8 protein-coding genes are annotated in these 17,008 nt (G+C 61.6%); 4 read left to right on the plus strand and 4 right to left on the minus strand.

All coding sequences use genetic code 11. The features are described from left to right. Positions 1-195: 195 nt before the first annotated feature. Genes A4C63_RS20260 through mnxG form a run of 4 tightly spaced genes read right to left on the minus strand, consistent with a single transcriptional unit; the run spans position 196 to position 9,352 of the window. Positions 196-861, minus strand: a complete 666-nt coding sequence (locus A4C63_RS20260; RefSeq protein WP_063914272.1) for an SCO family protein — start codon at positions 859-861, stop codon at positions 196-198. Continuing rightward, positions 858-1,514, minus strand: coding sequence for an SCO family protein (locus A4C63_RS20265; RefSeq protein ID WP_063914273.1), 657 nt, complete (start codon positions 1,512-1,514; stop codon positions 858-860). The genes A4C63_RS20260 and A4C63_RS20265 overlap by 4 nt, the downstream gene beginning before the upstream one ends. Further along, positions 1,511-3,487, minus strand: coding sequence for a cytochrome D1 domain-containing protein (locus tag A4C63_RS20270; RefSeq protein WP_063914274.1), 1,977 nt, complete (start codon positions 3,485-3,487; stop codon positions 1,511-1,513). The genes A4C63_RS20265 and A4C63_RS20270 overlap by 4 nt, the downstream gene beginning before the upstream one ends. Before the next feature lie 18 nt (positions 3,488-3,505). Beyond that, the gene (gene mnxG, locus A4C63_RS20275) at positions 3,506-9,352 is read right to left on the minus strand and encodes a manganese-oxidizing multicopper oxidase MnxG (protein WP_063914275.1); all 5,847 of its coding nucleotides are present in this window, start codon (positions 9,350-9,352) and stop codon (positions 3,506-3,508) included. Between the two features lie 671 nt (positions 9,353-10,023). Here mnxG and A4C63_RS26595 point away from each other — a divergent pair. The 4 genes from A4C63_RS26595 to A4C63_RS20290 all read left to right on the plus strand — a co-directional run bounded on the left by A4C63_RS26595 (position 10,024) and on the right by A4C63_RS20290 (position 16,864). Further along, positions 10,024-14,895 (plus strand): RHS repeat-associated core domain-containing protein, encoded by a 4,872-nt coding sequence (locus A4C63_RS26595; protein ID WP_063914276.1) that lies wholly within the window; start codon positions 10,024-10,026, stop codon positions 14,893-14,895. A 3-nt stretch (positions 14,896-14,898) separates the two neighbouring features. Beyond that, a complete protein-coding gene (locus A4C63_RS25960) occupies positions 14,899-15,315 on the plus strand; it encodes an SMI1/KNR4 family protein (protein WP_082888380.1) in 417 nt (138 codons plus the stop codon). A gap of 17 nt (positions 15,316-15,332) precedes the next feature. Then, the gene (locus A4C63_RS26375; RefSeq protein WP_156510897.1) at positions 15,333-15,815 is read left to right on the plus strand and encodes a hypothetical protein; all 483 of its coding nucleotides are present in this window, start codon (positions 15,333-15,335) and stop codon (positions 15,813-15,815) included. 776 nt (positions 15,816-16,591) lie between these two features. Beyond that, complete coding sequence (locus A4C63_RS20290; protein WP_015270601.1) at positions 16,592-16,864, plus strand: DUF3077 domain-containing protein; 273 nt, start codon at positions 16,592-16,594, stop codon at positions 16,862-16,864. The last annotated feature ends 144 nt before the right edge of the window (positions 16,865-17,008 follow it).

Raw genomic sequence — 17,008 nt, forward strand, 5'->3', positions numbered from 1 at the left:
TCTTTGTGGGAGCGGCCTTGCGTCGTGAAAGGGCTGCGCAGCAGCCCCAGCGATAGTTGCACCAGCCCAGAAAACGGGGAGCGCTGCGCGCTCCTTTCGCGACGCAAGGCCGCTCCCACAACGACCGCATCCACAAAGGGAAGTCCCAGAGTGGCAGATGCCACAGAGGCCAATGCCGCAGGGATCGCATGATACTCACCGGTCTGCCAAAGGCAGGGCCAGCAACTGCATGCGCTGGGCAATCGCCGCAGGCGGTGCATCCGGGCGGATCTTGCTCCAGCGCTTGCCGGCCACATCGCCGGCAATCAGCTGTGTGGAATGCTGCTCGGGGCTGGGCAGGAACTGGCCGATGCGGCCGAGCACCAGGTCGACATTGGCCTTGTCACCGGTCAGGAACAACCAGTTGGGCCCATCCACCCCCTGCTTCTCGGCAAACGCCTTGAGCACCTCAGGGGTGTCGTTGAGCGGGTCGCTGCTGATCGACACGAAGGTCACCTGGCTGGCCAGCTGCGGCCCCATGGCCTCGCGCACTTCGCGCAACTTGCGGGTAATCAGCGGGCAGGCGTCGGTGCAGTGAGTGAAGATCACGTTGAGCATCACCACCTTGTCCTTGAGCACATCGCTGTAGAAGCGCAGCTCGCGGCCGTTCTGGTCCTTGACCACAGTGTCGGTGAACCAGGTCCAGGCATCGCGGGTGCCGCCGCCACTGGTCATCGCCTGTGGTGCCGGCTGCGGTTCGGGAACCTGCGGGGCATGGCCCTCGTGGGCGAACGCCACCGAAGCGAGGATCCACAGGCAGCCACCCAGCACCAGCCAGTCAAAACCGCGCATGCCGACGCGGCGGGAGCTTACCTGGCTCATGGTTGCACCTCGTGATGGTCGGCAATGGCCGTGCTCTTGGCATGCACCCGGCGGGCGCCCAGGCGGTTGATTTCGTCGATCAGCACCGCCGGGTCGGTGAACCCGTAGTAGCGCGTCCAGTGCCCGGTGCGCCCGTCACCCACCAGGATCAGCGGCGGGTGCTGGCTGAGGTCGGCGCTGAAGCTGCCCAGGCCCTTGAGGGTTTCGCTGATGGCGTACGGCGTGCCGGTCAGCCAGCTCCAGCCCGGCCCCTTCTGGAAGGCCTTGGCGTAGTCTTGCAGGCGCTTGGCGTCGTCACGCTGCGGGTCGACGCTGATCGACACCAGATGAATCTCTTGCCCTACCCGGCCACCCAGTTGCTGCTGGACCTTGCCCATGATCGAGGACACCACCGGGCACACCGTGGTGCAACTGGTGTAGATAAAGCCCATGACCACCAGGTGGTCGCCCACCAGGTCTTTTTCCAGGCGTATCGGCATGCCGTCCTGGTTCAGCAACGATACATCGGCAAAACTCACGCTGGCCTTTTCCTGGCGCGCCGCCGGCGGCTGTTCGGCATGGCCGTTGTGGTCGTGGCCGCCATGGGCCAGGGCCAGGTTGCTGGCAAAGGCCAGGCTCAGGGCCAACAGTTTGCAAGCATGCTTGGCGTTCATCGCAAATTCCTCACATCAGTCTCGGAAGCGTTGGACGTTGTGGCCGGCAGGACACGCAGGCTGGTGTAGTTTTCTTCAGCGAACCTGTGCCCCAGCGACGGCGACTGCACATGCAGGTACCAGGCGCCGGCTTCGGGCAGGGTCAGGGCCGCTTGATAGATGCCCTCGCCCACCTCCTCCAGCTGCAGGTTGCGCGGCATCGACGAAGGCGCCAGGAAGTAGCGCAGGCTCAGGTCGTTCAGGCCCAGGCGCGGCTGGCCGTCGTCGCCGACGATGCGCACCCGGGCGGTAATTGAGCTGTGCTGCGCCAACGGCCGGTCCAGGCCGATGAACTCGGCGTGCGCGCCCTTGCGCTTGCCGGCATTCGGCGCTTCGGCCACGTCGGTGCTGAAGCAGTGGATGATCTGCGGCTGGTTGAGCAGGAACGCCACGTCGAACTTGCCGGCGGCGGGCATCTTCACCGTCGAGCCGTACACCCCCGGCGCCAGCTCGCGCAGGCTGCGGTCGACGACGATGGCGGCGCGGGCCTGGTGGCCACGGTTGTTGTAGCCGGACATCGGCGCGTTCATGCCTTCGGCGTAGAAGTAGGTGGTGTTGTCCACCGGGTTGACCACGAACACCGAATTGTCGTCACGCGACACCGACAGCCCCTGAGCCAGCGGCAGGTCACCTGCCTGGCGTGGCGCCGCCGGGCCGGCCTCGAAGCCCTGGACGATCGGTGAGCGCCCTTCGCCCAGGCTGGCCAGGTTGATCATGCTCACCTTCGGCGAAGCCAGGCCGCGCACGTAGGCATAGCCCTTGGTGAAGGTCAGCTGGTAGGGTTCGGCCGCTACCGGGATATGGTGGATCAGCTTGTCGGTACTGGCGTCGATCACCAGGGCCTGGTTCTCCAGGGTGTTGAGCACAATGCCGTAGCGACCATCGCTGCTGAAGCGCATCGGCCCCAGGCCCTGCTCGGCCTGGACCGTGTGCCGCAGCTGGTGGTTGCGTGCATCGAACACCCGCACGCTGCCCTCTTCGCCGTCGACCACGTACACCGCTTGGGACAGCGCCGAATAGCTGACCGACAGCGGGTGCGGGCCAACCTTGATGGTTTTGACCAGGCGCATTTCCGGGATGTCGATGACGCTCAGGGTGCCGCTGTCGCGGTTACTGACATAGGCATAGCGCGAGTCGCCACTGAAGGCGATTTCGTGGTGCCCGCTGCCGGTGTTGAAGGTTTTCAGGGTGTTGCGCCCCGGCACATCGATCACCGTTACGCCGCCCTTGGCCGGATCACTGCTGTTGTTGCCCACCCACAACCGGTGCTGGTCTGGCTGCAGGGCCACGCGCAGCGGCTGGTCACCGGCGTCCAGGTCGGCCACGCGGGTGAAGGTTTCGGTGTCGATCACCGAAACCTTGCCGCGCTCGGGGATGGACACGAACACCTGTTTGTCGTCACCGGTTGCTACCCAGTCCATGGGCCGCCCAGGCAGGTCGATGCGGGCCAGGGTGCTGGTCACGCCGCCCACCGATACGGTCGGGTCGATCACCGTCAGGCTGGCGTCCTTGTTCATCATCAACAGGAAGTAGCTGTTCAGGTCGAGCAACGGCCGGGCGCCGATGCTGCTTTTGAGGAACAGCGCGACACGGGCCTTGCAGCTCTGGTCGCGGTCGCCCTCCGGGGCCGACTGCGTCGGGTCGATCCACGCCCCCGGGGCCATACCCGACAGCGGCTGGCCACTGGCCTGGTCGCTGACCTTGAAACGGATGTTGGCGAAGCTGCCTTCCTGCAGCTCGCCCCCCGCCAGCGGCCGGGCCTCGAACTCCACGGTCACGCCGTCCCGGCTGAGCCGGTGCAGGGCCTGCGGGTCGGCAGACTCCTGCAACAGCTCGCGCGGATCGCACCAAAGGTTTTCATACGCCACGCCCAGGCCGATCAGCGCAACTCCCAGTGCTACCCCCAAGTAAGCAGGGCGAGTCTTCTTGTTCATGCTCGCACACCCCTTCCGTCACTGCGCCGGGGCCGTTGCCGGTGGCGCTTCATTGGTCACCCGCAAGATCCCCCACAGCCCCGAGAGGTTGCCGTAGGCGGCGTAGTCGCGGAACAGGTAGTCACCTGTCACCGCGTTGGCGCCCCCGGCACTCGGCAGCATGAAGCTGAAGTGCGCCGCCGGCAGCACGCTTTCCTGGGCACCGATGTACATGGCCATCGGGTTGTAGCCGAAGCGCACCGAGCCGATGCCAGGCAGGCTCAGCGGGTAGCCGTCAACGTCATTCTTCTCGGCCTGGTAGTTGTGCAGTGGCCACACGTGGCCATCCAGCTGGTAGACCATGCCGCGGCTGCCACCACTGGGCATCACGATGTGGTTACGCACGGGCTGGCCAGGTTTGGCGTACAGCACCGGGGTTTGCGGATCGCCACCGACCAGGGCATTGGCATAGGCCATATGGGCGTTGGGTACATCGCCAAAGCCCAGGCCAGCGGCGCGGCCGAATGGCGAGTCGGGGGCCATGCCGAAGCGCAGCCACAGGGGCTCGGTCTTGTAGTTGACTGCCATGTTGCCGTTGTCCTGCGGGTCGCCGGTGGCGCCGTTGCCTTCGGTATTGATGCCCTCCACCGGGCGGCCATCGGCCCAGCGCATGTTCAGCGCACGCTGCCAGACCGTGACGAAGTCGCGGTAGTCCGGTTGACCGGTGACCTTGACCGTGGCCTGGGCACGGGTAGCGGTGTCCTCGGTCCAGGTGGCGGTCTGCGGCAGGATGCTCATGGCCCCCACCAGGCCTTTCTGCGGCTGCTTGATGAAGTCCGACGGGGTCAGGTTGAGGCCGCCGAACTCGATGGCCGTGGTGTTGATGTTGTCCACCGTGCGGCCCAGTTGCGACACCGGCTTGCCTTCACGCTCCAGGTGGCCCGCATAGTACTGGTAGGTGCGGGTCGGCCAGGCGCCGCTGGTACCGGCACGCGGGGCCACGGTCTGCACCGGGTTGAGGCCGACGTTGGCACCGTCGGACTTGGTGATGTCGTAGGCCAGCAGCTGCGCATGCAGGCCCACGTGGCTGGACGGCCGCATCAGGTTGTTGGCGAAGGCAGTGGCCCCCTCGCTGTCGAAGCGGTCGCGCTTGACCACGTTGTGCATCACCGCAGTGCTGGGCAGGTCCGGCATTACCAGTGGCAGGCGGTTTTCCAAAGTGATGCTGATGCACTCGCCGGCGTTGGCGCGCAGCACCAGCGGCTCCACGGGCACGCCCGCCTTGAGCTTGCCGGTGGTGACGTCCAGGTCGGCCTTGCGCACGTACAGGATTGCGGTCGGGTCGTGCAGCGGCGCGCTGTGGCCACCGATGGTGAAGGGTTCCCCATCTTCGGGGTCTACCCCACTGACCAGCGGGATGGTGGTCTTGCGGCTGTTGAACACCAGGGTGCCGCCGTTGGCCTTGAGCGGGCCGCCGACATGCTGGCCGACACCGGCCGGGTCGTTGATGCTGACCCCGTTGCGGTTCTCGAGGATGTCGTTGGCCAGCGCCGCGACGATCTCGTAGCTGCGCTTGACCGTGGGGCGGCTGCCGATGCCGTTGGGGTTGGCCGTGGTTTTCGGGCAGATGCCATCGAAGTTCACGGTGTTGCGCATGGCCACCGGCTGTGGGTTGTTGGGCAGCGGGAACAGGTCGGCACGCTGCGTGGTGTAGTTGCGCATGATGCCCCAGATGCCGTTCCAGTAGCCTTCCAGGGCCGCATCCAGCGAATACAGGTAGTCACCATTGGTGGCTGCCGAGCTGGAGATCATCGACACCGGCGCCATGAAGCCCAGTTGCTCGGAAATACCGATCATCTGCGATGACTTCCAGCCCGAGTTGGAACTGTTGCCATAGCCGGTGCCGTTCTGCAGCCACTTCACGCCATGCAGGGTGACGTTGTGCTCCTCCTCATGGCCGCCGGCGTGCATGCGCAAGCGCACGTTGTCGCCGGAATATGTGCGCAGCATCGGGGTAAACGGGTCGCCCGGTTCGCTGCCGGCCTTGTTGATGTGCGGCGGGAACAGCGTGGTGCCGCCGGTGGGGCCGACCGCCGAGGTGATCGCCGACGGCGCCAGGTTCAGCGCCGGGATGGCGCGGTCGGTACGGGTTTGCAGGGCATGGCTGAGGTCGCCGGCCAGGCCGTCGGCCTGCATGCCACGCTTGCCATCCGGGCCGACCTTGTTCGGGTCGAACACACGCAGGGCCAGGGGCTCGTTGCGGTAGTTGACGACGAACATGCCCGGGTCATCCACCGAGATTGCCTGCGGGCAGGGCCGGCTTGGGCAGCCTGGGTTGATGCCGCCGCGTTCCTCGACGATGGCCTCCAGCAGGTTCGACGCCTTGCCGCGCACCGGCGGATTGATGGCGTAGCGGAAGCTGTCGGCGGTAGCCGGGTACGACTGGGCATTGGGAATGCCGTCCGGCCCGGCACCGACGTACACACCGGCCTCATAGGCGTGCTGGAAGTCGCTGTATTCCAGGAAGAACTCGCGGTAGCTGTCGTTCTTGCCGTCGCCATCGTGGTCACCGGTCTGGATCACCGCCTGCCACGAGGTCGGGCCTCCGTCCTGGCGCGTGGCCGGGTTGTACAGCTTCTCGCCGGTTTCGGCGTGATACCAGGTGGAGTTGGCCGGTTCGGCCAGCACGGTGGCATACAGCCCAAGCTGCTGGTGGGTCGATGGGCCAAGGTGGTCATGGGTGAAGATGGTGCCCAGGCCGCGGTCGACGTTGTACACGTTGACCAGCGGGTCGGCGAACCAACGCTGCATGGCCGTGCGTGCGCCCAGCCAGTCGGCCCGGCCGAAGCGGCCGAAGTACGGGTGCTGCCGGGCTTGCGGGCAGGCGGCGGTGCCGTCGCGGCTATCGCCCTGGGTGCAGCCGTTATAGGCACGAATGGCCTGTATCCGCTCGACCACGCTGCCGGGCGAGAGAATGCCGTCTTCGTAGTTCCAGCCGTTGGCCGAGCCGTCGGCAGCGGTCAGGTCCCACTTGGGCAGGTGGATGTGCTGGCCGATCACGTCGGTCGGGGTGCGCACCTGATAGTCGTCCATCTCATAGATGTTCGGGATCAGGTTGGTATGCTGGTACATGGTGCAGTCGAAGGTGTTCATGCGCATCACCAGCGGCTCTGGCGGGCGCTGCTTGGTGATCACCGGCCAGGCGTCTTCCCACAAGGCGATGATACGGGCTTGCGGGAAGTGGTAGCCGACCTTGTTGTACACCGCGTCGAACTGGATGTTGGCGCCCTTGTAGATGCGTGGGCGGTCGGCGGTGAAGGCCGAGGAGCCACGGAAGTTCAGGCCCGACAGGCTCTCGCCGCTGAAGAACTCGCCTACCCCGGAGGACTGGGTCAGGCGTTTGCCCCGGTCATCCATGCACGGCTCGTAGAACGGCGCGCCGGCAGTCGGCAAGGCGCCGTTGGTGCGGAACGCCTTGGCCACCGGCTCGCTGCCCGGGATCAGGGCAAAACTGGGGTGTTCGGCCAGGGCGTGGAACTGCATGGCCGCCTGCTCGACATCGGTGCCTTCTTCCGGCAGGTAGATCGGCTTGGCCTTGTGTACCACCTTGGTGAAATCGAGCTTGGTGGTGGTGGTTTCGGCTTCACCTCCGGCGGATACACCGTCCAGCGCGTGGCGCCCCAGACCACCGTCCCAGCCATCGACCTGGTTCGGGTCGAGGTTGGCCCAAAGTGCCTTGCCGCTTTCTTTGAGCTGGCGCGCCATGGCCGGGTCGAGCATGTCCAGTGGTGGGGTGGGTGGACGGTTGCCCACGCTGCTTTCCATACCGCCGATCCAGAACGGGTAGCCAGGGTTTTTCAGGGTGCCGTCGGCGTTGCGGTTGGCGTCGCTGCGATCGACCAGCGCCAGCGAGCCGATGGCCTTGCGTACCGGCACCTGGTTGGCTGGCTCTTCATCCTCGTCTTCATCAGGCTCGTCGTCATCATTGGCGGCAACCAGCGCTTCGGACAGCTTCGGTACCACCACCACCTTGCCTGGCATCGGCGCCATGGCCTTGCCGGGCAGCGGCACGATGGCCGGGATTGGCGTGCCGGCAACGATCTCGCCATCGGGCAGGGCCCGGGCGCCAACCGCCGGCTTGCCACTGCGCAGGGCGAACGGGGTGCTGTGGAAGCCATTCTCGCCCTGCCCGCTCACCTCCAGGCGGGTGCCCTCCTCGAACACGTCGTGCACCCGCCACATGGCCCACATGCCCTGGGCGAAGTGCGGGTAGAAGTGGCAATGGTAAATGGCATCGCCCGCCACCCGGTTGCGGTTACCCGAACCGCCGTTGGCGATTTCGTAGGTGTAGCCAACCCCCGCGCCGATGCCCTGGGCATCGATGTAGTCGGAATTGTCGTCATTGGGGTTGAACAGCCACTGGTGGCCATGCAGGTGGAAGATGTGCTGCTCATGGCCGTTGTGCGTGTTGCGGAACTTGGTGAAGTCACCAATGTAGCTGTGGTGCACGTTGGCAGGTTCGGCCGGATACAGGGCCATGCTGGCCTTGACCCCGACGGCGCTGGCCGGTGGCACCTCGCCAGGGCGGATGTGCTCCAGGCCGACGTTGGCCGGCACGTCCACCAGGGTACCGACGTCGCCGACAGTGTGCGCACTGAGGAAGAACTCCTCATAGGCGCACGACAGGCAATCGTGCATCGGCCCCACGCCCAGGCGGTTGGCCACCACTTCGGCGCCCATGCCACCGGAACCGTAGTTGATCATGAACGAGTCGCGGGTGGGTTCCAGCACATGGCCCATCACCGGGTCGGCCCAGTAGCCAGGGAATGCCTGGGTGCCAGCGACCTCGTCGGCGAATTGCGAGGCGAAGTCACGGAACGCCTCCAGGCGGTTGGGCAGCGCCGGGTTGCGCTTGCCCAGGCTTTCCAGCGGGTAGGTGGATTTGGGGAAACTGCCATCCGGGTTGGGGCCCATGACGATGGCATCGGTTTCGCTGTTGATGATTTCGTTGCCGTCGACCATGGCAATGATCGGTTTGCCGGCCTTGCCTTCGGCGATCCAGGGCTGAACTTGCGGGTAGCGCGCTTCGTAGTCGATCACCGGCTGGCCGGTGGCGGTGCGGCCGGTGGTGGCCAGGCGCATTTCTTCTTCAGTAAGGGTATTGCGGTAGGTGCGGCCGAGCTTGGGCACCACCACTACCTGGCCGAACAGGCCGTTGGCAACGTTCCCCGCAGTGCCCTCGCCGCCGAAGGTGGCGGCCTTGCTGGTGGCGGCGAAGGCGCCTTCGCGTTCGGCGTACAGGGTGTAGCTGCGGGTGCTGCCGGGGCTGACGAAGAAGTTGCCGTTGCGCCCGGTGTAGGCAGAAATGTCGGCGATGCTGTTGACCGCCTGCATGCCGTTGACCTGGAAGCCGACCATGCGCTCGGCCACCTGTTCGTCGGCGACGAAGCCTTCGGCGGCTTCATTTTCGAGCTCCGGCCCCTCCTCTTCGCCCTCAGGCTCCTGCGCCTCGATGCCGTGCTTGTTGGGGTTGGCCTGGTAGTCGAGCAGGTTGGTCAGGTTGACCGTCAGGCAGTCACCGGCGGCCACCCGCAGCACGATGGGCCGAGGGCGCTTGTCCGGGCGCAGGGTGACCTTGCCCGGTACCGCCGCCCCGCCGATGCTGAGGGGGACACTCTTGTCGTCCACCACATCCTCGCGCAGGGCGAACATCATGCCATTGGCGTTTTGCGCGCCAAGGCGGTTGAACATCAGGGGCTGGTCCAGCGCCACCACGTTGGCGACCAAGGTGCGCTGGCACTGCACGGCCGCTTCGCTGGTCGACTGCCAGCCGAGCAAAGCCAGAACGAGTGATGACAGGATGGGGCCTTTGAGTGGCGTAGACATGCCGCACCTCCGGGACACAGGATCTCTGCGTGGAGCTGGAGCAAGGTGTATGCCAGGCGAGAATTTCTTTTATTTACAATTGGTTGCAGTTGCAAACGAAACAGATTGGGGAGGATCCCCCAGCGGTTTTCCCCGAATCGGGGGGCGGCTTGCAGGTGTTCGTCACAAGATTTTCAGTGCCAGTGAGATCGAGCGCCGCGCGGGCGGCGCTTCGCAGCCAACAAGTCGCTACCCGTACTGGCCTCATCGCAGGCAAGCCAGCTCCCACAGTTACTGCACATGGCTTAAAGCCGATACGGTCGATGTGTGCGGGTTCACCCGCGAACACCGGCGCAGCCGGTGCCATCAATCACATCGCTTGGTTCAAAGACCGGCCTGTGACCACTTATTACATCCCCAACACCATGTAACGTCACGAGTCGAACTTTCCTACACATCTTTCGGAAGCCGGACCAGCGACCCGGAACCCTTGCCTCGTTAGTGTCGAGTGCTTGCACCCCGTGCAATTCACCACACGTGCCCGCATGCGCCAGGAGGCTGCATGCGGGCGCTCACCTGCCCGATGGAATGAACAGCAGGAACACTAATGAGCGCACAACACACTCTACGCGTTACCCCAAATACCCTCACTCCAGCCTGGATGATTCATCCCGTCATCTGGAGTACCCGCCATGGATAAATGCTCCGACGTCGTCGCCCCCACCGAGACCTTCGACAAGGACGATGTCAGCGCCAGCACCAAACTGCTGGCGCAATGGCTGACCGACCTCACCGGCTATCTGGTCAACTGGCGCACCGTCATCACCGTGGCGGAGGTATTACCCGTCGCCGGTTCGGTATTCGCCGCCACCGACGCCATCGGGGACATCATCAGCCTTGTCCAAGGCACCCCGGAATACCGGGCCGACCTGTTCAACTGGGTTGGCCTTGGCATCAACCTGTTCGCCATCGCACCGATACCCGGCATGAGTCCCGCTCGCAAAGTGATGCGGCCGGTTTTGAAGTCCGCGAGGGCTTCCTCCAAGGACGGCATGGCCCAAGCCCTGCTGATCGCGATGGAAAACGCCCTCGCCGACGTCTGCCGGGGCGACCTGGAAAACTTCGTCAAGGAAATCGACCGGCAGTTACAAACCATCCTGGCCAGCTTTGCGCAGAAGATCGTGGATATCTGCCAGTTCCTCGCAGACCTTATCCGCTCGGCCGCAGACGGCACCGTCAAAAGCACTGCCCTGACCGTTATCTTCCCGGGGTTACGCCTGGTTGCCGAAACCTCCGATTACGCCAAACGAAAAACCGGCTACGGCTTGAGCAGAGACCAGCTTGGCCTGGGGCCAGACCCAAAACTGCTGGCACTGCTAGAACCCATTGCGCTCAGCCTGGAAAGCCTCGGCCGAATGGCAGGCAACAAGATCGCCCAGATCGGCAACAAGGCCACCCCAGGCAGCCTGGCGGCGATCCTGGATGCGTTGAAGCTGGCTCTGAGCAAGCGCAAGCCTGTGGTGATCCGGGCCAACGTGAATGCCGACGGCAGGGTTACCCAAGTGCGGCGCGTTCACCCACAAAACGGCACCGAAGCAGCCCCGCGGCAACGCCCTGCCCGTGCCGACCCCAACTGCCGCAAAGCCGGGGTCGCCGGCGGCACAGGATGCAGCATCAGTTTTGCCCTGGGCAGCGAAACGATCAGCCACACGGACTTCACGCTACCCGGCGTGTTTCCTATCAACTGGAACAGAACCTATCGCTCGACTCTAGGCGCCTACGACCATAGCCCGTTCGGCGCCCGCTGGATCACGCCGTTCTCCAGCCGCTTCGACCTGGCCGGGGACACGCTTGTCTACCATGGCATCGATGGCCGTAGCCAGCACTACCCCTTGCCTGATGTCAGCAAGCATCACCACGACCCGATCGAAAACCTGTGGGTCGGACGACCAGAGGCTGACAAGCTGGTGCTGGCGCGCGGGCATGTGATGCATGAGGTGTACGTGCGCGACGGTGACCAGTTCCGGCTGGAACTGATCTCGCATCAGGGCGGTGCACGCATCGCACTGTTCTATGAGCACCGTCATGCCGACCGTTCTGTGCTGTCCGACCTGATGACCTACCAGTACGAAACCGCCCATCAGCACATCCACACGCAACTGGACGATTGTGGCCGGATCGTCGCCCTGTGGTTGATGCGTGATGGCCAGCCAGAGCGTCAAGTCGCTGGCTATGAATTCGATGCCCAGGGCGACCTGTGCAGTGCGCGTGACGAACATGGCGCGCAATGGACCTACCAGTACGCCCATCACCTGATCACCCGCTACACCGACCGTACGGGCCGGGGCATGAACCTTGAATGGGTCGGCGAAGGCTCCGACGCCAAGGCCATCCGCGAGTGGGCCGACGACGGCAGCCTGGATACCCGATTGAATTGGGACCCAGATATTCGCCTGACCCGCGTGACCGATGCCAACGGCAACCAGACCCGGCACTTCTACGACAGCCTCGGTTACACCTACCGCATCATTCATCCGAATGGTGACGAAGAATGGCTGTACCGTGACAGGGACAAGAACGTTACCCAGCATGTGCATACGGATGGCACCGCTGACCACTACATCTACGACAACCGCGGCAACCTGCTGCAGCACACCCGCCCGGACTACACGACCGTCCACCACGCCTATGACGACCTGGACCAGCGCTTCAAGACCCGCGATGCCGAGGGTGGCCTGTGGAAGTACGATTACGACCAGCGCGGCAACATCATCGAAACCCAGGACCCACTGGAGAACAAGACCCTCGACACCTACAACAGCGACAACCTGCCTATCGCCATCACCGACGCCAACGGCGGTGAGAAGAAGTTGGCCTATAACCCGGATGGCCAGCTGGACCACTACATCTACGACAACCGCGGCAACCTGCTGCAGCACACCCGCCCGGACTACACGACCGTCCACCACGCCTATGACGACCTGGACCAGCGCTTCAAGACCCGCGATGCCGAGGGTGGCCTGTGGAAGTACGATTACGACCAGCGCGGCAACATCATCGAAACCCAGGACCCACTGGAGAACAAGACCCTCTATACCTACAACAGCGACAACCTGCCTATCGCCATCACCGACGCCAACGGCGGTGAGAAGAAGTTAGCCTATAACCCTGATGGCCAGCTGACGAGTTACACCGATTGCTCAGGCAAGACCACGCAGTGGAAATACAACGCGTTGGGGCAACTGAGCAAACTGATCAACGCTGCCGGCGAGGTCACCGAATACCGGTACGAAGCAGGTCAGCTGGTGTCGCTCATCCACCCGGACAAGTCCACGGAACGCTTCGAGCGCGATGCCGAAGGCCGCCTGCTCAGCCATACGGATGCCCTGCATCGCCGAACCGCCTGGACCTACAACGAAGCAGGGTTGATCTACCAACGCCTCAACGCCAACGACACCACCCTCACCTACCACTGGGACAAGCTCGGCCAACTGGTACGCCTGCGCAACGAGAACAACAGCGAAGCCAGCTTCAAGTATGACCCCGTCGGGCGGCTGCTCAAGGAAACCGGCTTCGACAAAGAGACCACCCACTACCTCTACGACAACGGCAGCAACCTGCCCACCCGCCGCGTGGATGGCGACAGGACCACGCACTTCGAATACGACCCCATGGGCCGGCTCATCCAGCGCAAGGCCGCTCGGCGTGGCGGTGATAAGTGGGAGGTTGAAACCTTTGCCTATGACGGCAATGGCAACCTGCTGGCGGCCAACAACGGTATCTGCAGGCTGCAATGGTTCTACGATGCTGCCGGCAACAACACGCGAGAGCATCAGTGGCTGGATTATCTGGTCAAGCCACAGATTGCCGTGTTCAGGCATGAGTACGATGCCCTCAACCAACGCATCGCCACCACCCGCCCCGATGGGCATCGGGTCAGCTGGCTGACCTACGGCAGCGGCCACTTGCTCGCGCTCAAGCTCGATGACCAGGAGCTGATCAGCTACGAGCGAGATGATCTGCACCGGGAGATCGGCCGCGTGCAAGGCAATGGCCTGGTCCAGCGCCAGACCTGGAGCCCGAATGGCCAGTTGCTGGAGCAGATACTGGTTCGCCAAGGTGAATCCAGACGCATAGCGGCGCGCAGCTACCGCTATGACGAAGCCGGCCAACTGTGCCACATCGACGACCTGAACCGTGGCGACCTGCACTATCGCTACGACCCGGTTGGCCGTTTGCTCGAAGCCAGCCGCAACTACGAGAAGGAAACCTTCGCCTTCGATCCGGCGAGCAACCTGCTGGATCCCGAGGCTCCACCGGGTCCGAATCCGCATTCGCCGCGCAAGCTGATGGACAACGTGCTGCGCAGCTACTGCGGCACGCAGTATCGGTACGACGAGCGCGGCAACCTGCAGGAACGGATTGAGAACGGCAAGACAGGCAAGTTTACCTGGGACCTGTATGACCGGCTGCGGCGCTACGAAGATGAGCGGCTGGTTGTCGAGTTCGGCTACGACGCATTAGGCCGCCGGGTGTACAAGGACTCGCGCTCGAAGTACCGCAAACGGTTACAAGCTGGGCCGGTCTGGAACGAGAATGCACGGCGTGCGCTGGATGAAAAGCTGGGGTGCGATCTGACGCTGTTCATCTGGGACGGCGACACACTGGCGTTCGAGCAACGCGGGCGGGATGGCAAGGGAAATACCACGCACTATGTGTTTGAACCGGGGACCTTCGTTCCTGTGGCACAGGGAGTGATGAATCATATTGAGGAGATGCTGCATCAGCCGAGCTATGATTTCCCGTATGACATCGACCGAGATCCCGTGTGGCAACACAACCCGACACCAAAATTATTTGAAACCTTGACATGGTATCAATGCGACAGTCTAGGGACCCCGAATGAACTATGCAACAACATAGGGGAACCCCAATGGAAAGTTAATCTTAGGCCGTGGGGCAAAATACTGCCCAGCTCCGCCACCCACGAAGAACCGAAAAAAGCAGAGTACAACATACGGTTCCAAGGACAATATTTCGACATAGAAACAAACCTACACTACAATAGGTATAGATACTATTCGCCCCACTTGGGTAGATTCATAGGAAAAGACCCCATCGGTTTTAGAGGCGGACTCAATGTTTATCAGTTTGCTCCAAATCCAATTGAATGGGTTGACCCACTCGGCCTGTGTCCATGCCTACCGCCGTGCCTCGACGGGGGTAGCTATAGAGAAATGCTCAAAAGTGCCAAAGGATACGACACCTCACAACAACTAGACGCCCATCACCTTCCTCAACAGGCATACAACAGAACAATCGGACTTTCGAAGGGTAGAGGACCATCTGTACTAATGACGCATGATGCACATGGCGATACTCGGACTTGGGGAGGAAGAGGAAAAACCAGCATGAGAGAAGACGCTGGCTTAAGCGCACGACAACGAATGGCCAAAGACGTCAGGGACCTTCGCAATCTCTTCGGGCGAGACTGTAATGAGGCCGCGCTTAAATCAATTTACTACGCAAAAACTTTACCCGAATTTCAGAAAATTGGAAATTAGATCATGAAACCAGAAATCCCAGCAGAGTTCGCAGAATTTGCCGAAAGACACGCAAAAAATAAAGGGTTGTGCAATTTAGAACTCAAGGAAGAGATCGATGCGTTTGGAAATCCGCTAGAAACAGAGTTGCTACGAATTTACACAGATAAAGAAACAATAGCAACAAAATCAGCCTCATTAAAAAATGACTTCCCAATTACCCAGGACTACGGAACATCGAAAGAACCCCCATCTACTCCCGGCGCCATACCAGATATTGTGGATTTTGAAAAAATATTGTGCTTTGGAACCTCAGGTGACGGAGCTTCATTCTGCTTTGATTTCCGACAAAACCCACCTTCAATAATATGGTGGGATGACGACCACTGGAGAATACTAGCTAAAAATTTCAAAGACTTCATTGCGCTTTTTGACGAATAAAAACTGACAAAAGACTTATGACATCCTATCAAAATGAAATCGAAAAAATCAGAATTACTGCCGGAGACGTATTCGCGGTTCCACTATCAACACGAGAGCCGCTTTACGGCCACATCCGGGCATATCAAGATTCCGACATAGCAATCCTCCCTATAATCTCTAGAAAAACATTACTAAACGCTGCAGATTTTGCTGGCCTAACATCTTACCAAGATGTCCTGATCATACGAAAGCCCATGGAGAACGGCGAATGGCCAAAAGTCGTAAATATTCCATTTCCAAACGAAGATTCAGCATGGCCACCCCCAAGGAAGCAGGTGTCTGAGATCAGGCCCGACATTCGTCTAGTTGTATCAAAGGGACAGTTCATTCCAGCCAATGTGTTTGGAAAATTCGACGAACTCCCGCCGCTTATCAAACTAAATAGCGAGGCACTTATCGAGAGAACCCTTGAGCTTTCAGAGAAATTCAAGCTAATTAAGATCCATGATAGCAAGTGACCCAGAACCATGACATCTCAGGAACTAACACCAGACGGCAGCGTCCATCGCTAAAGTGCGAAAAACAAGCGGAGGCGGCGGTATAGCATTTCACCAAAATTCCTGTACCGCCCCCCAATTCAAGCCAGCGGTGAGGAAGTACCTTGGGTTAGCTGGCCAAACTGATCAACACCGCCAGCGAGGTCTTTGCGGCCCGATCGCGACACAAGGCCGCTCCTAAAGCAAAAGCACGCCCTCTTCGCGTCGACCTCGATATTGTGCCGGACAAAAAAGGCGGTCGCGCGCGTTGGCTCAGGCGTTACTGGCCAGAAACAGATGTAGGAGCAGCCTTGTGCTGCGAAGCGCCGCGCGGGCGGCGCTCGATCTCACAGGCGCTGAAAATGTAGTGCCGGACACATGGTAGCCCTGACTCCAACCTCTTGCCCTACACCCCACAGCCAACAAAGCCATCACCTGTAAGACATTTCTGAACATGAAACCAAATGCTTCAGAATGAACCCGCTTAGGAATTATCCTACGCGCGCTGCCGAACTATCGCTGTTGTCGGGGAAACACCTCACGGATAACGTTTTCGGGTCGCTCCGGCGACCGGGTGTGAGAACCCGACTGGTAGATTTGGTAACACCGTCATGGTGGCCGTACGTGGGCAGGCTTTTGCCTGGCCGAGTCTTTACCAATTCTCCTCGGTTTCTCACCCCACGTATGGCTGCCACCTTCAATCCGTGAGAAAGATTCTGGTGGCAGTTCCCTTACTAGAGAACTGGAACCCTGAAAACATGAAAGACGAACCCAAAGTCATCCTCACCATCGGCGCAGAGACCTTCCTCGAGGTCGGCAACCCGCCGATCAATCTGCTGCGGGTCCAGCCCGGCATTCCTATTGATGATGCCTACGAGCAAGTGTCGATCCTGCTGAGCTATATCAAGCACCTGCTGCGCGAAGGCGATATGGAGGACGACCACAAGTTCCTAGGCGCCGCCGATTATCTCACGGCCTTGGCCAAGGCCTTGATGAACGAAGTTGAGCTGACCAAGAATACCTTGCGCTAAAGCTCAGGGTTCTGCCTGTGCTGGCCTCATCGCCGGCAAGCCAGCTCCCAGAGGTACAGCATTGCTCTCAAGGTTGTCGCTGTACCTGTGGGAGCGGCTTTAGCCGCGAACACCGGCGCAGCCGGTGCCATGCACCGCGTTGGA

Origin of the sequence: Pseudomonas sp. p21 (assembly GCF_001642705.1) — a bacterium.
Lineage (GTDB): Bacteria > Pseudomonadota > Gammaproteobacteria > Pseudomonadales > Pseudomonadaceae > Aquipseudomonas.